Origin of the sequence: Bradyrhizobium sp. LMG 9283, from assembly GCF_045571415.1 — a bacterium.
Taxonomy (GTDB): domain Bacteria; phylum Pseudomonadota; class Alphaproteobacteria; order Rhizobiales; family Xanthobacteraceae; genus Bradyrhizobium.
Genome location: NZ_CP120691.1, coordinates 2,290,324 through 2,309,468 on the forward strand (window position 1 = coordinate 2,290,324; position 19,145 = coordinate 2,309,468).

General features: G+C 61.8%; 17 protein-coding genes and 1 pseudogene. 10 read left to right on the top strand and 8 right to left on the bottom strand.

Annotated elements, in window-relative coordinates:
- Nucleotides 1-37: 37 nt before the first annotated feature.
- Together P6U29_RS10665 and P6U29_RS10670 are read right to left on the bottom strand one after the other, a co-directional pair.
- On the bottom strand, nucleotides 38-1,429 hold the full coding sequence (locus tag P6U29_RS10665; RefSeq protein WP_407117545.1) for a sensor histidine kinase: 1,392 nt from the start codon (nucleotides 1,427-1,429) through the stop codon (nucleotides 38-40).
- The gene (locus P6U29_RS10670) at nucleotides 1,398-2,063 is read right to left on the bottom strand and encodes a response regulator transcription factor (protein ID WP_407117546.1); all 666 of its coding nucleotides are present in this window, start codon (nucleotides 2,061-2,063) and stop codon (nucleotides 1,398-1,400) included. The genes P6U29_RS10665 and P6U29_RS10670 overlap by 32 nt, the downstream gene beginning before the upstream one ends.
- A 100-nt stretch (nucleotides 2,064-2,163) precedes the next feature.
- On the opposite strand from P6U29_RS10670, the gene P6U29_RS10675 reads away from it, so the two are divergent.
- From P6U29_RS10675 to P6U29_RS10685, 3 genes are read left to right on the top strand one after another with little or no spacing between them, the layout of a single operon-like run.
- Complete coding sequence (locus tag P6U29_RS10675) at nucleotides 2,164-2,943, top strand: ABC transporter ATP-binding protein (RefSeq protein WP_407117547.1); 780 nt, start codon at nucleotides 2,164-2,166, stop codon at nucleotides 2,941-2,943.
- A gap of 14 nt (nucleotides 2,944-2,957) precedes the next feature.
- Complete coding sequence (locus tag P6U29_RS10680) at nucleotides 2,958-3,824, top strand: ABC transporter permease (protein WP_407117548.1); 867 nt, start codon at nucleotides 2,958-2,960, stop codon at nucleotides 3,822-3,824.
- Nucleotides 3,825-3,873: 49 nt separating this feature from the next.
- Nucleotides 3,874-4,893: an ABC transporter substrate-binding protein gene (locus P6U29_RS10685; RefSeq protein WP_407117549.1), complete on the top strand. Its 1,020-nt coding sequence runs from the start codon at nucleotides 3,874-3,876 to the stop codon at nucleotides 4,891-4,893.
- Between the two features lie 322 nt (nucleotides 4,894-5,215).
- On the opposite strand, the gene P6U29_RS10690 is transcribed toward P6U29_RS10685, so the two are convergent.
- Nucleotides 5,216-5,659: a hypothetical protein gene (locus P6U29_RS10690; protein WP_407117550.1), complete on the bottom strand. Its 444-nt coding sequence runs from the start codon at nucleotides 5,657-5,659 to the stop codon at nucleotides 5,216-5,218.
- A gap of 25 nt (nucleotides 5,660-5,684) precedes the next feature.
- Here P6U29_RS10690 and P6U29_RS10695 point away from each other — a divergent pair.
- Both P6U29_RS10695 and P6U29_RS10700 read left to right on the top strand, forming a co-directional pair.
- A pseudogene (locus P6U29_RS10695) lies at nucleotides 5,685-6,476 on the top strand (BamA/TamA family outer membrane protein); the annotation flags it as partial.
- Nucleotides 6,477-7,145: 669 nt separating this feature from the next.
- Nucleotides 7,146-8,837 (top strand): methyl-accepting chemotaxis protein, encoded by a 1,692-nt coding sequence (locus tag P6U29_RS10700; protein ID WP_407117551.1) that lies wholly within the window; start codon nucleotides 7,146-7,148, stop codon nucleotides 8,835-8,837.
- Nucleotides 8,838-8,910: 73 nt separating this feature from the next.
- On the opposite strand, the gene P6U29_RS10705 is transcribed toward P6U29_RS10700, so the two are convergent.
- The 5 genes from P6U29_RS10705 to P6U29_RS10725 form a co-directional block, all read right to left on the bottom strand.
- Nucleotides 8,911-10,140: an aminotransferase class V-fold PLP-dependent enzyme gene (locus P6U29_RS10705; protein ID WP_407117552.1), complete on the bottom strand. Its 1,230-nt coding sequence runs from the start codon at nucleotides 10,138-10,140 to the stop codon at nucleotides 8,911-8,913.
- A gap of 177 nt (nucleotides 10,141-10,317) precedes the next feature.
- Nucleotides 10,318-11,109, bottom strand: a complete 792-nt coding sequence (locus tag P6U29_RS10710) for an amino acid ABC transporter ATP-binding protein (RefSeq protein WP_407117553.1) — start codon at nucleotides 11,107-11,109, stop codon at nucleotides 10,318-10,320.
- A complete protein-coding gene (locus P6U29_RS10715; protein WP_407117554.1) occupies nucleotides 11,106-11,768 on the bottom strand; it encodes an amino acid ABC transporter permease in 663 nt (220 codons plus the stop codon). The genes P6U29_RS10710 and P6U29_RS10715 overlap by 4 nt, the downstream gene beginning before the upstream one ends.
- Nucleotides 11,769-12,485 (bottom strand): amino acid ABC transporter permease, encoded by a 717-nt coding sequence (locus P6U29_RS10720; RefSeq protein ID WP_407117555.1) that lies wholly within the window; start codon nucleotides 12,483-12,485, stop codon nucleotides 11,769-11,771. It lies immediately after the preceding gene.
- The gene (locus P6U29_RS10725) at nucleotides 12,482-13,579 is read right to left on the bottom strand and encodes an amino acid ABC transporter substrate-binding protein (protein ID WP_407117556.1); all 1,098 of its coding nucleotides are present in this window, start codon (nucleotides 13,577-13,579) and stop codon (nucleotides 12,482-12,484) included. The genes P6U29_RS10720 and P6U29_RS10725 overlap by 4 nt, the downstream gene beginning before the upstream one ends.
- Before the next feature lie 71 nt (nucleotides 13,580-13,650).
- On the opposite strand from P6U29_RS10725, the gene P6U29_RS10730 reads away from it, so the two are divergent.
- The 5 genes from P6U29_RS10730 to P6U29_RS10750 all read left to right on the top strand — a co-directional run bounded on the left by P6U29_RS10730 (nucleotide 13,651) and on the right by P6U29_RS10750 (nucleotide 19,139).
- A complete protein-coding gene (locus tag P6U29_RS10730) occupies nucleotides 13,651-14,658 on the top strand; it encodes a LysR family transcriptional regulator (RefSeq protein WP_407117557.1) in 1,008 nt (335 codons plus the stop codon).
- A gap of 372 nt (nucleotides 14,659-15,030) precedes the next feature.
- The gene (locus P6U29_RS10735; protein ID WP_407117559.1) at nucleotides 15,031-15,630 is read left to right on the top strand and encodes a gluconate 2-dehydrogenase subunit 3 family protein; all 600 of its coding nucleotides are present in this window, start codon (nucleotides 15,031-15,033) and stop codon (nucleotides 15,628-15,630) included.
- Between the two features lie 24 nt (nucleotides 15,631-15,654).
- Complete coding sequence (locus P6U29_RS10740; RefSeq protein ID WP_407117560.1) at nucleotides 15,655-17,424, top strand: GMC family oxidoreductase; 1,770 nt, start codon at nucleotides 15,655-15,657, stop codon at nucleotides 17,422-17,424.
- A gap of 8 nt (nucleotides 17,425-17,432) precedes the next feature.
- Entirely contained in the window at nucleotides 17,433-17,801 is a 369-nt protein-coding gene (locus P6U29_RS10745; protein WP_407117561.1) for a c-type cytochrome, read from the top strand.
- Between the two features lie 123 nt (nucleotides 17,802-17,924).
- The gene (locus tag P6U29_RS10750; RefSeq protein WP_407117562.1) at nucleotides 17,925-19,139 is read left to right on the top strand and encodes a hypothetical protein; all 1,215 of its coding nucleotides are present in this window, start codon (nucleotides 17,925-17,927) and stop codon (nucleotides 19,137-19,139) included.
- Nucleotides 19,140-19,145: the final 6 nt, after the last annotated feature.

Sequence of the window (19,145 nt, forward strand, 5' to 3'; positions counted from 1 at the left end):
ATCTTCTGCTACGTTCGCACGCGGTCTTGGTGTTATGCTAAACTGCGTCTCGTCTGATCGACAAACGCACAGTGGTGAAGCCATCGGAGCGTGCGAAGTTGAGCGAGCCGCCATGAGCTCGGGCAACTTGGTTGGCTATCGAGAGCCCGAGCCCCGAGCCGGACGAGCTCTCACCCTTTGCGAAGGGAGCAACGAGTTGCTCGGCTGTCGTCGGATCAAAGACGGTACCGTCGTCCCGTACTTCGATCCAGGCAGAGTTTCCATTTTGGCCGACGGCAACGGTCAGTCGGCTCCGCGCACCATGGACGAGCGCATTGTGGATCAGATTGCCGAGCGCCTCGCGTATGCTGATCGCATCGCCCATGATAACCGGTGTCGGATCCGCCGGCTCGAAGGCGATTTCGACCTCGCGCGACAGCGACAGCGGGACGGCGTTTGCAAGCACTGACCTTGCCAACTCGTTGAGCCCGACAGGCGCGGCTAGCGCCGCGTCGGCGCGATGGATGACCATCGCATGGTCAAGCAGTTGATTCGTCAAACGCGCCAATTGCGTCGTCCAGTCGCGGATTCGAGCCAGATATTCCGCGCGCCGCTGCGGCGACTTCGTACTGGAGAGCAATTCTACCTGTGCATCGAGCGCTGCAAGCGGCGTACGAATCTGATGGCTGGCATCTGCGATAAAGCGCTGCATCAAACTCATTCTGTCCGCAAGGCGCTGCATGAAGCCATCGATGGCGAACACGAGGCTACGAATTTCGAAGGGTGGTTCTGCATGGATGGGGCTAAGATCGTCCGCGCGCCGGTTCGCAATCTCGCTTTCAATCTTGGTGAGCGGCTTCAGGGCGAAACCGATGGCGAAGCTTGCTGCGAGCACAGCCAGCGCGCTCATGGCCGCGATGACGGTCAGCGCCTTTAGCGTCAGTTCGCGCGCGAGGGCCGACGACGCGTCCGTTGTCTGGGCGACCACGATCGTTGCCCATCCCGCCTGAGCAGGGTATTCGATATGACGGGCCATCGTCGCAACTCGTACGATCTGCCCTTGATAGACACCATCCTCCAGTACGACGCCGCTTCTTGCCGCAGACTCAGTGGCTGTGGAAGCCAAATCCCCATACCCAGCCACGACAATTCCGCGTGGATCCACGACCTTATAGAAGACCATATCATAGGCCGAGAGCGTCGCGATGGCGGCAACCGGAGGGTCGAGAGCGACGACGCCGCCTTGTACGTAGACGTTTTCCGCGATCTGGATCGTTGCTCCGCTTAGAAGGCGGTCGTAGGCCTGCTGCGCAGCTACCGAAGCGTATTTCCAGGCTGCAAAACCGAGGATGACGGCACCAGCGGCAAGCACCACCGAAAGCAGCGCTATGATACGGGTGCGGAGCGAAAGCTGCAGGTCACGTCGCGACAAGCTGATAGCCCAAACCACGCATAGTCCTGATCTCGATGGGTGCATCAGCGAGCTTCCGGCGCAAACGCGCCACGAACTGCTCGACGGCATTCGCGTTGGGTCCTTGATCGAAGTTGAAGAGCTGCTCGACGAGCTCCTCCTTCGGAACGATACGATCCGGTCTTACGGCTAGGATTTCAAGTACCGTCAATTCGCGGCGCGTCAGATTGAGCGGCTTGTCTTCGATGCTCGCAACCCGTCCCGCTCGGTCGATCGTTAACGGCCCGACGCGCAATAGGTTATCCGAAAGGCCAATGCTGCGACGCAGCAAGGCGCGCGCTCGCGCCTCCAGTTCCCGGTAGTCGAATGGCTTCGTGAGGTAGTCGTCGGCCCCAAGATCGAGCGCGCCGATGCGCTCGTCTACCGCAGAACGTGCCGTGATGACTAGGACGGGCGTCTTGATGCGACGCTTTCGCAATCCCTTGAGCACCGACAAACCGTCTTCGTCCGGAAGATTAAGGTCGAGGATAATCAGGTCGTAAGTCTGCACAGCAAGCAGCTCTGTAGCTGCGCTGCCATCGGCACCCCAATCGACGGCGTGACCCGCCGTTTCGAGACGTGCCACCACCGCCTCGGCGATATCGCTGGTGTCTTCAACCACGAGTATGCGCACCTGGGAGCACTCGTACTGGAGTCAGGTAAAAGTCAGTTTCGCGGTTTAATAGCACATCAAGCGCCACAGCGCGCGAGGAAACGCATAGAGGAAAGGGTTCATGAACGCCCCCTTCAATACCGGCACGGTTTCCCCGTTGCTTTCGGTTGCCGGCGTCACGCTGCAATACAAAACCCCCGGCGCCATCATTACTGCGACGCGGCGCGTCTCCTTCGACGTGTATTCGTCGGACCGATTTGTGCTGCTCGGCCCGTCCGGCTGCGGCAAGTCGACCTTACTGAAGTCGATCGGTGGTTATCTCAGGCCGGTCGAAGGACATATCAGCTTGAAGGGCCGCGAGGTGACCGATCCCGGTCCAGACCGGATGATGGTGTTCCAGGAGTTTGACCAGCTCCTCCCATGGAAGACGGTGCGAGAGAATGTCGTGTTCGCATTGACCGCGAGCGGGCGGGCAACTGCTACTGAGGCGGAAGATCGCGCAGAGTCCTATATCGACAAGGTCGGGCTGACGAAATTCATCGACAGTTATCCTCACATGCTGTCGGGCGGTATGAAGCAGCGCGTCGCCATCGCGCGTGGCATGGCGATGGAGCCCGACGTGCTGCTCATGGACGAGCCTTTCGCTGCGCTCGACGCGCTGACGCGTCGTAAGATGCAGGATGAACTGCTGCGGCTCTGGGATGACACGCGTTTCACAGTGCTGTTCGTCACGCATTCGATCGAGGAAGCGATCCGCGTCGGCACGCGCATTTTGCTGCTGTCGCCTCATCCCGGCGAGGTCAAGGCGGAGCTCAACAGCGTACCGCCGCAGGAATTGGGCACTGGCACGCAGGCGGCGCTCGAGACCCGCATCAACGATATGCTGTTCGCAGCGTATTGAGGGGAGTGACCAACATGACCGATCTTCTTACTTTCCGCCCCGAAATTGTTCACGAAGTCCATTCTAGCGACGCACCGGTCATCGCCAAGTCAATTGGCGTCACCGAGCGTGTCTATAGCTATGGTTTCGTCCGCAAGACCTTGATCCTTGCCGGGCTTGCCATCGCATGGGAGGCGTATGGCCGCTGGCTCGGCAACCCGCTGCTGTTTCCAACCTTTGGCCAGACCGTCGAGGCATCCGTCAGCAATATTGCCAGCGGCGTCATTCCGCAGCGCATGCTGGTCTCGCTCCAGACTCTGGTGATCGGGTACGGTATCGGCATCGGCTTCGCTGCGTTGCTGACGACGCTGGCGATCGGCTCCCGGATCGGCGCCGACTTGCTTGAGACGCTGACCTCGATGTTCAATCCGCTGCCGGCGATTGCGCTGCTGCCGCTTGCGCTAATCTGGTTCGGCCTCGGCTTGGGTAGCGTGATCTTCGTTCTAGTGCATTCCGTGCTCTGGGCGATCGCGCTGAACACCCATGCCGGCTTCCGCTCGGTTTCCAACACGCTGCGCATGGTCGGCCAGAATTATGGATTGCGCGGCCTCAAGCTGGTACGTCTGATCCTCATCCCTGCAGCGTTCCCTGCGATCCTGACGGGTCTCAAGGTCGGCTGGGCCTTTGCTTGGCGCACACTGATCGCGGCCGAACTCGTGTTCGGCGTCTCGTCGGGGGCAGGTGGCCTCGGTTGGTTCATCTATGAGAACCGGAATCAGCTCGAGACGGCGAATGTTTTCGCGGGACTGTTCACGGTGATCCTGATTGGGCTCTTCGTCGAGAATGTCATCTTCGCGACGATCGAGCGCAAGACGATCCGACGCTGGGGCATGCAGCACTGAAGCTTGTCATCAATAAAAGTCGAATGGAAACACCACGGGAGGATACCAGATGTCATCGAAGGACCGCTTTATAGGCGCGCTTGCTGTCGCGGCTCTCTGCGTAATATTTTGTTCGGGCATCACCCGCGCAGAAGTAAGCGAGGTCCGCGTATCCAAGGGGTTCGGTATCCTCTATTTGCCGCTGATCGTTATGCAGGATCAGCAACTCCTGGAGAAGAGGGCCAAGACGGCCGGGCTCGGCGACATAAAGGTGACGTGGCTCATGCTGGATGGCGGCAACGTTATAAACGACGCGATGATGGCCGGTACGCTCGATTTCGCGGGCACTGGGGCCCCCGGATTCATCACACTCTGGGCCAAGGCCAAGGGCATCCCGAATGTCGAGGTGGTCGGTGTATCCGGTATGAGCTCGACCTCGCTATGGCTCAACACCAACAAGCCAGAAATCAAGTCGCTGAAGGACTTTACCAGCAAAGATAAGATCGCGCTGCCAGGTATCAAGACGTCTCTCGCCGCCGTGGTGCTTCAGATGATTGCGGCGAAGGAGTTTGGGGATACGAACTTTGCCAAGATGGACCCGATGACCGTGAGCTTGCCCCACCCCGAAGCCCTAACAGCGCTGCTCAGCGGCAAGACCGAGATTAACTCGCATTTCACTTCGCCACCATTCCAATACATCGAAGCGAAGGCGCCCGGAATCCATCGTGTGTTGAATTCGGTCGACTATCTCGGCAACATCACCCTTGACGTCGCTTTCGCTCCGAAAAGGTTCGTAGACGCCAATCCGAAGATGACCCAGGCCTTCATTGATGCAATGGATGACGCGACAGCTCTCATCGCCAAGGACAAAAAGCTGGCTGCCGAGATCTACGCCAGGAGTTCGAAGATCAAGGTCGACCCCGTCGAAATTCAAGAAATGATCGAGGATCCGGATACGCGCTTCTCAGCGACACCTACAGGTATGATGCAGTTCTCTGAATTCATGCACCGAGCCGGGTCGATCAAACTGAAGCCGGCGAAATGGAGCGACATGTTCGTTCCCCAACTCGCGAGCCGCCCGGGAAATTAGGACTGCAGCATCCCTTGAAAGCTCGCTACCTAGGCCTGTTCTTGCAACTAACTTGATCAATAGGAGTTAGTGCGGTTGAAGCTGCTGAAGACGCTGACGCTATGCTCGGCCCGTGATTCGACGTGATAGCGTTTGATTTCAACGGACGACGGGCGCTACGCCAATGAAGTGCAAGTGGCAGGATGTCGTGTTGGAGTCCCCCATGTCGTCATGTAGTGACCTCCACTATTGAGGCTGTGGGCGGCTCCGCCCGCGGCCGTCCACACATGCCCCTTGAGTGCCCGCGCGCCAGCTGAGGGTATCCGTCCGGTCAAGCTTTCAATTACCCACATCGTCGACGAGTTCTGATTGAGAGGCCGAAGGCGATGTCATTGAGGCGTGTTAGGCCTCGCCACACCACCATGTTTCCTGGCGGCGGATCGTGGTTGCGCGCGAGGTAGCCGCCCAGCATGGCAATCTGGAGCAAGTAGGTGGCGAGGGTCTTGCGCAAGATGCGCGGCTTGGACCGCGCCGCGTCGATGGCATCTAGCGTCGCGATTTCGGTTGAGGTGAGGACTGTCTCCGGCGCAGCGTCGGGCTTCGCTCGTGCGGACATGGTGAGGAAGAAGATGCGCCAGCTGACCATCGCGATGAGGGCGAGGAACTTGGTCAGCCGCTCGGCGGTCTCAAGCCTCGTCTCTTCGGCGCGGCAGCCAGACTTCATTACCTTGTGAAACACCTCTGCTTTCCAGCGCAAGGCGTACCATTCGAGCTTCTCGATGGCCATGGTGAAATCTCCGACCGGCAGATTGGTCATCCGCCGCGAGTTCGACATCTCGGAAGGAGATGCCTATAGCCGCGCGCTGGTCGACCGCGCCGAGCGGCGGCTGAAGAACCTCGACTATTTCAAGAGCGTCAAGATCGTCAGCGAGCCGGGTTCGTCCAGCGACCGCGTCATCCTTGTCGTCGACATGGAAGAGAAGTCGACCGGCGACTTCTCCATCTCCGGCGGCTATTCCACGACCGACGGCGCGCTGGCAGAGGTCTCGGTCTCCGAGCGCAACCTGCTCGGCAGGGGCCTCTACGCCAAAGCGTCCGTCAGCTACGGCCAGTATTCGCGCGGCATTTCGCTATCCTTCGTCGAGCCTTATCTGCTCGACTACCGGCTGGCGCTCGGATTTGACACCTATTGGCGCCAGCAATTGTCGAACAGCTATACGAGCTACGGCGTGACGACGCTCGGCTTCTCGCCGCGCCTGGGCTTTGCGCTGCGCGAGGACCTCTCGCTCCAGCTCCGCTACTCGCTCTATCAGCAGAGCATCACGCTCGCCAGCGCTTACAACAACTGTAACAACAACGCATCGAACAGGTCGCTGGCCTTCAATCCGACACCGGCCTACATCAAGAACGTCCTGGGTGGCGTAGATCCGACCAATTCGACGGATTCGGGCGTCTATGGCTATGGCTGCTATGGCGACGGCGAGTCGAGCCTCCCGGTCCGGAAGGAGCTGACGAACGGAGCGACCTAGACGTCGGCGCTCGGCTACACGCTGAACTACAACACGCTCGACAACACCAAGAACCCCACCGACGGCTTGCTGGTAGCGAAGCGCTTCAATACCTGCGCCGCTCGATGCGCTGTAGAACAAATGACTCTACATCCCTTCTATCGCCCTCAGCAACTAAACCGCGACTCCTTCGCTGGAAAAGTCGCTGGCGCTCTACGATTAGCTCCGACAACCATTCGATGACTCTCGGTCAATCGGAGGATCGCCTCGTGAGCGATATTGGATCATTTTTGCTGCTCAGCATTAGCGCGATAATCGCGGCTTGGCCCTCGGTGAGACTATAGAGATTGCTCACCCGTTGAGAATACCGAGCACGCTCCAAAGGCAATTCGCCGTGCCTACGAGGTTGCAGACGCCGAGGGAAGCCCGGCTTCGCGGATGATACGATGTGGGACTACACGTGAGGCGCATTGAACGCCTGGATCAGGGAGACGGCGGGGAACTACTCGATCGCTCCTCCGGCCAATCCCACGACGGCACTCACGTGAGATCCGATTCGGATCTGAGAAGCAGACCCCACGCAAAGGTTGTCCTAAGTCTGTCAAACAGCGACAGCAGGTAGCAATTGTTTAACTGAAGATCGGTACGATGTTCCCTGGGCATGGGACTGTCGGAATCGGTCTTAGTCCGGGGAGAAGAGACGACCATCCGTCAGATGCGACGCGACCGAGGGCATCATCAGTTTGATCCTTTCGGAGCTATGTCATGTTTTCCCAGATATCGATACGAGCCAAGATTGCCGCTGTCGTCGGCAGCTTGATTCTCGCCTTGGTCGCCACCAGTGCATTCGCGATATGGGAAATGCATGTGATGAACGCAGCGACCGTCGACATCGCAACCAGCTGGCTCCCGAGTGTTCGCGCGCTCGGCGAGTTGCAGGCAACAGCTATTTCTCACCGATCCGCTTTGCGTCAGCATCTCTTGTTCGACGATAGGGAGGAAAAAGCGGCTTTTGACAAGCGGATCGAAGAAATCTCCCAAAAACATCTGCAGAATATTGCAGCCTATGAGAGGCTTATCTCCAGTTTCCAGGAGCGTGCGCTTTATGACGAATGGCGCGGTCTCTGGGACGAATACATGAAGGGCGCGCAAGAGGTTCTGCGGCTGTCGCGCGCCGCGGCGGGCCGCGTCCCTCAAGAAGCCAAAGAGTTCAATGCTAAGGTCGTAACTCCCATCAGTCTGAAGGCAGACAAGATCCTAGCCAAGGATATAGACCTCAACAACAAGGGCGCGGGAGAGGCGGGAACGGAGGCTGCGGCCGCCTACGGTCGGGCCTTCAACACCCTAGTGGCGCTCACGACAGTCGTCGGTACCCTCAGCACCCTCGTCGCCTTTTTCCTGGTGCGGAACGTCTCACGAGGTATCGCCGCAATCATTTCGCCGATGCAGGCCCTGAGTGCCGGTGAACTGTCGGCAGAAGTAACTCACAAAGGCGAGCACACCGAGATCGGTCAGATGGCCGATGCGCTGCAAGTGTTCAAGGAGGCGTTGATCGCCAAAAAGCAGGCTGAGGACGCCAGGGCGGAGCAGGAGAAGCAGCAGGCCGATATGCAGCGGCGCGAAATGCATCGCCTGGCCGGAGCGTTCGAGAGTGCGGTGGGCGAAATCGTCCAGACAGTGTCTTCGGCCTCGACTCAGCTCGAGGCATCGGCGAGCACGCTGAGGGAGGCGGCCGAACGCACCCAAGGTGTCGCGACCGGCGTAGCAACCGCCTCCGAAGGGGCGACCGCAAATGTCCAGTCCGTCGCGTCTGCCTCTGAAGAACTGGCTGCCTCTGTCGGAGAAGTCGGCCGCCAAGTGCACGAATCCTCACGCATCGCTGACGAGGCGGTGCGACAGGCCGGGATCACGAGCGAGCAGATGGGGCGCCTCACACAGGCAGCGGCGCGGATCGGCGACGTGGTCGATCTCATCAATAACATTGCAAGCCAAACCAACCTCCTGGCGCTGAACGCAACGATCGAGGCGGCGCGCGCGGGCGTAGCTGGACGGGGCTTCGCGGTGGTGGCTAGCGAGGTCAAGGCGTTGGCGGAACAGACCGCAAAGGCGACTGACGAGATCAGTCAGCAGGTTCACGGCATGCAAGATGCAACCGGGAAGTCGGTCGCAGCCATCAAGGATATCAGTGGCACCATCTCCAAAATGTCGGAAATTGCCACGGCCGTTTCCGCCGCAGTGGAGCAGCAGGGCGCGGCAACACGGGAAATCGCTCGGAACATCCAACAGGCCGCCCAAGGCACCGGAGATGTCAGCGCCGGGGTCACTGCGGTGCAGCGGAGCGCGGTCGAAACGGGTAGCGCATCGATTCAGCTCCTCTCATCTGCCCAGCTTTTGTCGCGCGATTCGACACGGCTCAAGGACGAGGTCGCGAATTTCCTGCACAGCGTTCGGGCATGACGCTGGCCTACCGGTGGCGAGAGTTGGAAACAACACCGCCCAACGGAGTGAAGGAACTTTCAGCGCCTAAGCGTCAGCTTGCGTTGCGCCAGCGCGCCTGGCGCGAGGCGGCGGATACGGTGTAGAGAAAGCGATCGATATCCTCCTCGCTGGTGTAGACGTGAGGGGCAACGCGGTTGATGGCGTCGAGGCACCTCGCCTCCAGGTCCGCCCGCGCGTAATCGCGATCGACCACTGCGGCGGCGATATTGGCCTCGGCGAGACGATCGTTTAGCTCGACCGGCACGATAGCGCTGGCCGTGAAAGTGAGGAACGCGGCATTCGCTGCATCCTCCTCGAACACGGTCACCCCAGAAATGGCCGTCAGCCCTGCACGGAGGCGGACAAGGCGTGCGCGGATCACGTCGTCGATGTTCTCGATCCCGCATTCCAGGGCACGCGTCATTGCCGCGCCCAGCCCGAGCCTGCCGGCGACCGAAAATTCGTAAGTTTCGAAACGTCGCGCATCGGCCCGTGTGGCGTAGCTGTCGATCGATGTCCAGTTGGAGCCGACTTGGCTCAGAACCGGAGGATCACCAAGCCGCTCCAGGGCACGATCAGAGAGCGCCATGATCGCTTCGCCGCGCGGACCACGCAGCCATTTGCGGCTTGGCGCCACCAGCACATCGGCACCGGTACTTGCCATCCCCGCAGGCAATCGTCCAACAGCCTGCGCGCCGTCGACAAATAAAAGGCACCCCTCCGGCCGCGGCAGCGCGGCGATGAGCTCCACGGGCTGCCGGACGCCCGATCCGCTCGCCACCACCGGGAGGCAGATCGCCGCCGTCCGCTCGTCGAGCAGTTCGCCGACGCGCTCGACATCGATGCGTCCGGTGCGCTCGTCGACCGGCATGATGTCGATCGCGATGCCGTCGATCAGACGCCGCTTTATCAGATTGAGCACGTTGCCGGCCCATTCCGAACGCGCAACCAGAACGCGCGCCCCCCGCTTTATCGGCATGGCCAGGAACGCCATGGCCCACATCGTGCCGGCGCTGCCTCCGAATGCGACATTGTGCGGGCGGCATTGCAGGAGTTCGGCGGCGACAGCACGGACGGCTTGGAGGTCGTCCTGCGCCCGCGCGGCCGCCCAGTGCGGGCCGACACTTGCCTCCTCGGCGAGGTGACGCATGACCGTCTCGGTCACGATGCGTGGTGGCAGTCCGGCGCCGGCCGCATTCAGATGAACCACCGTTGCCGCGCCGGGCGTGTCGGCGCGAAACGCGGCTGCGTCGAAATGGTCGCGGGAAGGGGCGATGCGCATGGTCGTTTCTCTCCTTGGTGTTGTGCCGGCGTGTCATTGGCGACCGCGGCCGGAGCGATGAGATCGAAATCGTCATCAGCTCCGGATTATTGTTCGAGCATGGTCTCCGTGCAGACGCCTCTGGCGCCTGTTGCGACCGAAAACCGCTGCGTGCTTCTCGGGATCATGATTGGAATCTCATTGGCGCAATATCTTGGACAGGAAAATGCGTGCGCGCTCGGTCGAAGGCTGCGCGAAGAAGACGGAGCTCGGAGCATCCTCCAGGATACGCCCGCCGTCCATGAACACGACACGACCGGCAACATGGCGCGCAAACCCCATCTCGTGGGTCACGACCATCATGGTCATGCCGTCGCGCGCGAGCTCGGTCATGACATCGAGCACATCCTTGATCATTTCAGGGTCGAGCGCCGACGTCGGCTCGTCGAACAACATCGCGATCGGATCCATGGCCAGCGCGCGGGCGATGGCGACGCGTTGCTGCTGGCCACCCGAGAGCTGGGCCGGATGGCAACCGGCCTTGTCGTCCAGGCCGACGCGGCGGAGCAGCATCATGGCTTTTTCGCTGGCCTCGACCTTCGACCGGCGCAGCACCTTGACCTGTGCCAGCGTGATGTTCTCGAGCACCGACAAATGCGGATAGAGCTCGAAGTGCTGGAACACCATGCCGATCCGGCTTCGGAGCCGGGTGAGGTCGCTACGGCGGTCGCCCACGGGCACGCCGTCGACCACGATCGTCCCGCTCTGGAAGGTCTCGAGGCCGTTGACGCATTTCAGCAGGGTTGACTTGCCCGATCCCGACGGTCCGCAAACCACGATAGCCTCGCCTTTCCGAATGCTCATGGAGCAGTCGTTCAAGACTTCCAGCGCGCCGTAATTCTTGGAAATTCCGATAATCTCGATCGTCGCGGGCTGCTCGACGGATGCGGCTGCGATCGGGGATACCTTGCGGAGGGCAGAGATGCTCATGGACTCACCGGCGACCTGTTGAGAAACTGGATCGATTGGGAGGCTGCGAAACAGAGCGTGAAATAGACGAGGACTGCGAACAGATAGAAGTCCACCAGATGTCCTTCCCGATTCGCGGTCACCGAGATTGCCGTCATGAAGTCGTGCAGGCCGACGACATAGACCAGCGAAGTATCCTGAAACAGGGCGATGCTCTGCGACAACAGGATTGGCAGCATCTTCCGGATCGCCTGCGGCAGGACCACGAAGCGGTAGGCTTGAAACGGGCCGAGTCCGGATGCGAGGGCGGCGGCGAGCTGCTGCTTCGGCACGCTCTGGATGCCGGCGCGGATGATCTCGGCATAATAGGCGGCCTCGAAGATGACGAAGGCGATGAGCGCCGAGGTGAACGCGCCGATCGGGCGTCCGATCACCAGCGGCACCAGGAGATAGAACCAGAAGATCACCATGATCAGGGGCACCGAGCGCAGCCCGTTCACATAGCCTGCCGCGATGGCGGCGATCGGCCGTGATCCGGCGATACGCATGACCGCGAGGATGGTGCCGAGCAGCCCTCCGCCCGCCATCGCCAGCAGCAACAGGCCGAAGCTCGTCAGCAGCCCGTCCCAGAGAAACGGCGCCACGGCCTTGAAGAGATCGGGATCGAGATCGTTCATCAATCAGGTCCGTCCCATCAAACCGGGAATGGCGACAAAGCGCTCGACGGCACGCAGCGCGGCGATCACCGCTGTCGTCAAAACGACATAGGTCAGCGTCGCCGCGGTGAAGGCCTCGATGCCGTGAAACGTCGCGCTCTCGATCTGGCGGCTCTGACCGGTGAGCTCGAGCAGGCCGATCGTCAGCGCGAGCGAGGAGTTCTTGACCACGTTGAGAAATTCGGATGTCAGCGGCGGCAGGACGTTCCGCGCCGCAATCGGCAGCAGGATGTAGCGATAGCTCTGCACGAGCGTCAGCCCGCTCGCCGCTGCGGCCATCGTCTGGCCGCGCCCGATCGCCTGGATTCCGGCGCGGGTCTGCTCGGCGACGCGCGCCGCCGTGAATAGGCCGAGGCCGATGACGGCGGTCCAATATTCCGGCAGCGGCAGGTCGCGCTTGATCCAGTTGCCGATCGGCGCCGGCAGCACTTCCGGGAGCACGAAATACCAGACGAACAATTGCAGCAGCAGCGGGACATTGCGGAACGTCTCGACATAGGCCGTTCCGATCAGTCGTGGCCCACGGCCGGGCAGGGTCCGGAGGACGCCGACCGTCACCCCGACCAGCAACGCCAGCACCCAGGCCGCGCCCGCGACGAGCAGGGTCCATCCCAGCCCTGCCAGCAGCCAGCCGAGATAGGGCTCGGAGACCAGCACGCTCCAGTCCCAGCGATAGGTCATTGCGGCAGGGCCTGGATCGCGAAGGCGGTCTTGAGCTCGGGCTCGATCTCGATGCCGAACGGGCCGAACCATTTCGTGTAGAGCTTCTCGGCCTCGGGCGAGCGGAACGTGTCGGCGAAGGCGCGCTTCACGAGCAGGGCGAATTCCGGGTCCCCGCGCTGCATCATGGCGGAATAGGGATCGTAGGTCAGCAGGCGCCCGATGACCTTGAGCGCTCCCTTCGGCTGCGCCTTGGTCGCGGCGTAGACCTTGATCTGGCCGCCATCGGCCGCAAAGCCGTCCACCCGGCCACTGGCGACGAGCAAAGCCCCTTCGCCGAGATCCTTGGCATAGACGAGCTCAATGCCGAGCTTTTCGGTATCGTTCAGCATCCGCAGGGACTGCTCGTTGCTCGATCCCTGAAGCACGGCAACGCGCTTGCCCTTGAGGTCTTCGATCTCTTTGGCGGCGTTGTCGGTCTTGACCAGGACCTGGGTGCCCGTGATGTAGAAGATCGGCGAGAATTCCACCTGCTCCTGCCGGGACAGGGTGTTGGTGGTCGTCCCGCATTCCAGGTCGATGGTGCCATTGGCGACCAGCGCAATGCGGTTGGTGGTGTTGATCGGCACGTATTTGACCTCGAGGCTTGGCATCTCAAGCCGGGCCTTCACGGCCTCTACGACCTTCATGCAGAGGTCGATGGAATAGCCTTCGACCTTCTGGTCACGGTCGATGAACGAGTAGGGGGCGGACGCTTCGCGATGCCCGATGGTAATCGCGTTGCGCGCGGCGATTCGTTTCAGGATCGGACTGTCGCCAGGACCGGCCGCGTGGGCCTGGGCCGCCAGGGCGATCGCGCCCCATAGGCCGACAATCGAGCAACACCAAAAGCTTCGCCCTTGCATGGAGGTCTCCTCAAGAATGATGGCCGCACGTCGCCGCTCGCCGCGGCGGCAGCACGGCCGGCGGGCGATCGGGAAGTCCCAAGAGATGTCCCAGATGAAATCAACACCCGGCTCGGCCGAAATCGACAGCGCCAGGATCAAGGGAAGATTAACCGTGGCAAAGCGGCTCGGCCAATGCCGATCGCTCGGCCTGCGATGCGAAATTCGCATGATGCATCGCGAGGGCGACGTGTCATCATCCTGATGAGGCGGTGAGCGGCCGCCTCGACTGGAGAGGTGCAATGCTCGATATACGTTGGCTCGAAGACTTCATCGTGGTCGCCGAGACGCGTAACATCACCAAGGCTGCCGAACTCCGTAATGTGACGCAGTCAGGCCTCAGCCGCCGCATCCAGTCGCTGGAGAACTGGGCGGGCGCGGCCCTGATCGACCGCCGCCATGCCCCGCTCGAACTCACCGAGGCCGGCCACAAGCTGCTGGATGTTGCCAACGAAGCGCTCGGCCGCCTGAACGGCATCCGTCGCACGATTCGCGAAGACCAGAACGAGCGCTTGCGAAGCATTCGCTTCGCGGCGCCGCATATTCTGTCGGTCACCTTCTTTCCGCGCTGGCTTCTGGCCATCCAGGCGAAGCTCGGCTCCACCCGCCTGTCCGTTACCTCCGACAATCTGCCGGGCTGCGCCAATCTGTTTGAAGACGGAGCGGTCGACTTCGTGGTCTGTCTTGTCGATGCAGAAGGGGCGATTCTGCGCGGTGCGGGCCGGCCATTGGCGATCGAGCGCTGCGCATCGATCTCGATCGGCAAGGAGCGGCTCATTCCTCTGTCGGCGCCGGCGGCCGACGGCAAGCCTCTGCACCGGCTCGACCTCAATCCGCGGCTCTCCACATCCTATCTCGCCTATAGCCCGGAATGCTCGCTCGGCTGGGCAGTCGAAGACCTCATTGCGCGCCGGCAGAACCTGGTTCAGCTCCATAGCCTCTACGACAACTCCCTGGCCGATGGCCTGAGGACAATGGCCCTTGCGGGCCTGGGCGTCGCCTGGCTGCCGCTGACGACCACGCATAACGACATCATTCGCGGCAAGCTGGTGCGAACCGGCGATCCGCAACTCGCCATCGATCTCGATATTCGGCTCTATCGTCCTGCGCAGCGGCTAGCGAAGAAGGCCGAGGAGCTCTGGTCCCGGTTGACGACCGAAGGTCTCGGAGCTCTGCTGGCGCCCGCTGCTTTTCCTCCTGACATCGCCACGACGATTCACACTGAGGATTCGCAGACGATTCGGCAGTGACCGGCGCGTCTGCCCCGCACATTCAGTCGAACGTTTGTCTAACGCTTTGTTGTCGTCGGCAGGCGACGGACAGTGGTCGGCTGCGTCGTTCACGTGACAACGTTTGCTTGTTATGATGGCAGCTTGCACCACCTCATGCCGCGGATATGAGCGAATATCGGCATGATGCGAAGTTGTCATGGCCGAATTCGTCTTCGGAATTGGACAAAGTATTTCGCGCCGCAATAATTCGACCATCGCAATTGCAGCAAAGGGGCTGGCGCGATGCTCGACCGACGTGGCTTCATCTCATCAGGTGGCGTTCTTGCGCTCGTACCCGGCGGAGCCGCCGCCGCGCCCGCGGCGGATGCGAGCACGAAGGCCAGCCTCCCTGTGGCCTCCGACGCGACCGTAGAACCTCTTTATGCTCTGACGCCGGGTGAAGCGGAATTTCTGGCGGCCGTCGTCGATGTCCTCATTCCGGCCGATGACCTGTCGCCATCCGGCTCTGAGTGCGGTGTCGTCACCTTCATCGATCGGCAGCTTGCCGGCGCCTATGGTGCCGGCGCGCGGCTTTATCAGGAAGGGCCCTTTCAGCCGAGCAGCGGACAGCCGCAATTCGGATCGCAGTCGCCGCTCGCACCGCTGGCATTTATCCGGCTCGGCATCGCCGAGCTCGACGCATGGGCGGCGGCGCAGCGCGGCGCCCGGGTCAGCCAGCTGTCGCCGCCCATGCTGGAGGCGCTGCTGCTGGACGTCGAAGGCGGCAAGGTCGCTCTTCCGCGCATCGATGCACGCGCGTTCTTTGCTGGGCTGCTGCAGCTCTCGATGGAAGGCTTCTTCTCGGACCCGATCTATGGCGGCAACCGCGGCAAGGCCTCGTGGCGGATGATCGGCTATCCGGGCCTGCCGGCGACCTACGCAAAGGCAATCAAGGAGCATCGGGGGCGGCGCTATGAAGCCGAGCCCCGATCGATTGCCGATTTCCTCTGATCGGTCGGTAAAGCGGAGCGCATCATGGCAAAAGTCTTGAAGGCGACGGATGCCGTGATTGTCGGCCTCGGATGGACGGGTGCGATCATGGCGCGCGAGCTGACCCGCGCCGGCCTCGAAGTGGTGGCGCTGGAGCGCGGACCGGATCGCGACCCCGCCGCCGACTTCGCATTGCCGGCGATCCGCGACGAACTGCGCTACTCCGTTCGCCAGGAGCTGATGCAGGATCCGAAGATGGAGACGGTCACGCTGCGCCATCGCCTCGACGACGAGGCGAGGCCGGTGCGGCGCTTCGGGGCCTTCCTGCCCGGTGACGGCGTCGGCGGCATGGGCACGCACTGGAACGGCAATACGTTTCGCTACCTTCCGTCGGACCATAGTCTCCGAACGCATCTGACCGAACGATACGGTCGTGGGCGTATTCCCGACGACATGACGATCCAGGACTGGGGCGTCACCTATGATGAGCTGGAGCCGCACTATGCGCGGTTCGAGGCCATCTGCGGCGTGTCGGGCAAGGCCGGCAACATCGGGGGTAAGATTCAGGCGGGCGGGAATCCCTTCGAAGGGCCGCGCAGCGGTGAATATCCGAACGCGCCATTGGTCTCGTCTCATGCCAACGAGCTGTTCCGGCGCGCGGCGACCGAGCTCGGCCTGCATCCGTTTCCGGCGCCGGCGTCCAACTCCAGCGCACCCTATCGTAACCCGGAAGGGGCCCAACTCGGGGCTTGTCAGTATTGCGGCCATTGCGATCGGTTTGGATGCGAAGCGAACGCCAAAGCGACGCCGTTGAGCACGCTGGCGCCCGCGCTCGGCAAGGCGTCCGGCTTCCGCAAGGTAACGAACGCCTATGCGACGCGCGTGCTCTACGATGCGCAGACGCGACGGGCGACCGGAGTGCGCTACATCGACCTGCGGTCGGGCGAGACCTACGACCAGCCGGCGGAGATCGTCATTCTCTCGGCCTGGGTGTTTGGCAACACCCGCCTGATGCTGCTGTCGGGGATCGGCCAGCCCTACGACCCCCGCACCGGCACCGGCGTGGTCGGCAAGAACTACTGCTACCAGATCCAGCCGACGCTCCAGCTCTTCTTCAAGGACGAGGAGTTGAACCCCTTCATGGGGGCCGGGGGTCTTGGCATGGTCGTGGACGATTTCAACGGCGACAATTTCGATCACGCCAATCTCGAATTCCTCGGCGGCGGCTACATCTCGTTGAACAGCACCAACGGCCGGCCGATTTCATTCCGCCCGACCCCGCCCGGAACGCCTGCATGGGGCGCGGCCTGGAAACGGGAAACCGCGAAATGGTACCGCAAGACCGCGATGGTGCTGTGCGAGGGCATGAACTACGCATCGCGCACCAATTCGATGGATCTCGATCCGACCTATCGCGACATGTTCGGTCAGCCGCTGCTGCGGATGACGTTCAACTTCACGCAGAACGATCGTGCGATGGCCGATTATCTACTCGCCAAAGCTACCGAGATCGGTCGCGCGATGAATGCGACCATCGTCGCGCCGCAGCCGCGCAAGGGCGATTTCAACGTCGTCTCCTATCAATCAAGTCACAATAGCGGCGGCACGATCATGGGGCGTACGCCCGTGGACAGCGCGGTGAACCGTTATCTCCAGAGCTGGGACGCGCACAATCTGTTCGTGCTGGGATCGTCGGTCTTCCCGCAGAACGCCGGCTACAATCCGACCGCCGCGGCCGCGGCCACCGCCTATTGGTGCGCAGATGCACTGGTGAAGACCTATCTGAAATCTCCCTCTCCGATGGTGCAACTGTGACAACACTCTTGATCTCCCGACTTGGTCTCGCTGCGCTGCTGTTCGGAGTGACGGCAAGCGCCCCGATGGCGGTGGCCGATATCACTGCCGGTAAAGCCCTGTTCGAACAATGTGCGGCCTGCCACGGCGCGACCGGCGACGGCACCGAGCAGGGCCCGTCGCTTCACGGCGTCGTCGGACGCAAGGCCGGGCAGATGCAGAATTTCCGTTATTCCCGCGCGATGCAGCGTAGCGGCATCGTGTGGAGCGAAGAGACGCTGGCGCGATACCTGTCCGATCCCCAGGATGTCGTTCCCGGCAATCGCATGCCTTTCGGGGGGCTTGCCACGCCCGAGGAGAGCAAGGACCTCGTGAGCTACCTGCAAAGCCTGAAGTAGCCAATCGCCAAAGACCGATCGAACGCATAGCCGGCGCATATCCCGACGCCGGACGCGCCACCCCTTTGCCTGAAGCCGGACCAAGCAACGACCAGATACCTTCAAACAAGCAAGAGGACGAGAATGCCGAAGACTCTGATACTTGGATGCTGCTCGACCGGTGCGAAATACACGCCGCTCAACCATCATGCGTCCGGCGATGCCGTGCTCGATCGCATCTGCACCGGTGTCGACATCGCGATCACCGAGGAGGAGATCGCGCAAGAGATCGAGGAACTGACCACGCTCGGCTGCCGCTACTACCACTATCATGGCCGCAATCCGCTGACCCGCGAGCAGACCACGGACAACGACATCTACCGCCGCATCAGCCTGCTGGTGCAGCGTATGTCGCCCGACATGCTGATCAGCTTCGGTGCCAGCCGGAACGGCCGGGAGGTCATCCAGCGGATCAGCGCGCATGGCGAATGGGAGCGGGTCAGCCACGCCGGCCTGTCACTCGGGGCGGGCGGAGCGCATTTTATCACGATGCAGGCCGCCATCGAATTGCAGATCGTCTGCGACCTAGAGGATCGCATCGGTCCGCTGACGCGTGAGCTTGTCGACAGCGATCTCTTCCTGCGCGAGGTCGAGCGCTATCAGCCGTCGACCCGTCAGGAGGAGGTGAAGATGAACACCAACTCGACGGCGAACGGTAACAATTACGGCCGCTCTTCGCCGGCGATCCAGCTCGCGGCTTATGGGCAGGCGGTGGCAGCGCGCAGGCGGCTACATCTGCTCGACGAGATCGAATGGGTTCAGACGATGCGCAGCTATGCAATGTCGCGCATGGCGATCGCGCGGCCTGACATCAGGTTGGCCGGAGCCGATCAACTCAACGTCACCCTGCTGTTCGGCTTCTCGCCGAAGCTGCCGTTTCCGGAGACCTATGATCAATTCCGGTCCGTCGTCGCCATGGCCAAATCGCTCGAGCGCGATACGCCCGAAGGCGTGCGCAAACGAAAAGTCTCGATCACGGTCGGTGCCGCGATTCTGCCGCATCATGCCGCCCGCGAGGTCCGGGTGATGGATGTCGGGCCGCTGGCCGGACGTCCACTCGACGCCGTGCGCCGGGTGATCGGTTATGCCGCCCAGGACGACAGCGAGGTAGATGTTGTGCGCGTCGGCATGGAAGATACCCCGTTCCTGCTCGGCGATGACGGCAAGATCAAGCCGACCACCAATGTCGAGCTCTGCACCGTGGCGGCCGACATGCTGGATCGCCACGGCGTGACGGTGCAGACCGATCCATCGGAGATCACCGAGCGGCGCGCGCCGTTGATGCGCGCGGCGGCATGATCGGCA

Excerpts from the sequence above, each read along its gene's own strand:
- P6U29_RS10705 (WP_407117552.1), bottom strand. The coding sequence starts at position 10,140 with ATGCGCATCGCCCCTTCCCGCGACCATTTCGACGCAGCCGCGTTTCGC.
- P6U29_RS10680 (WP_407117548.1), top strand. The coding sequence starts at position 2,958 with ATGACCGATCTTCTTACTTTCCGCCCCGAAATTGTTCACGAAGTCCAT.
- P6U29_RS10710 (WP_407117553.1), bottom strand. The coding sequence starts at position 11,109 with ATGAGCATCTCTGCCCTCCGCAAGGTATCCCCGATCGCAGCCGCATCC.
- P6U29_RS10720 (WP_407117555.1), bottom strand. The coding sequence starts at position 12,485 with ATGACCTATCGCTGGGACTGGAGCGTGCTGGTCTCCGAGCCCTATCTC.
- P6U29_RS10740 (WP_407117560.1), top strand. The coding sequence starts at position 15,655 with ATGGCAAAAGTCTTGAAGGCGACGGATGCCGTGATTGTCGGCCTCGGA.
- P6U29_RS10700 (WP_407117551.1), top strand. The coding sequence starts at position 7,146 with ATGTTTTCCCAGATATCGATACGAGCCAAGATTGCCGCTGTCGTCGGC.
- P6U29_RS10725 (WP_407117556.1), bottom strand. The coding sequence starts at position 13,579 with ATGCGAATTTCGCATCGCAGGCCGAGCGATCGGCATTGGCCGAGCCGC.
- P6U29_RS10685 (WP_407117549.1), top strand. The coding sequence starts at position 3,874 with ATGTCATCGAAGGACCGCTTTATAGGCGCGCTTGCTGTCGCGGCTCTC.
- P6U29_RS10675 (WP_407117547.1), top strand. The coding sequence starts at position 2,164 with ATGAACGCCCCCTTCAATACCGGCACGGTTTCCCCGTTGCTTTCGGTT.
- P6U29_RS10750 (WP_407117562.1), top strand. The coding sequence starts at position 17,925 with ATGCCGAAGACTCTGATACTTGGATGCTGCTCGACCGGTGCGAAATAC.
- P6U29_RS10690 (WP_407117550.1), bottom strand. The coding sequence starts at position 5,659 with ATGGCCATCGAGAAGCTCGAATGGTACGCCTTGCGCTGGAAAGCAGAG.
- P6U29_RS10730 (WP_407117557.1), top strand. The coding sequence starts at position 13,651 with ATGCTCGATATACGTTGGCTCGAAGACTTCATCGTGGTCGCCGAGACG.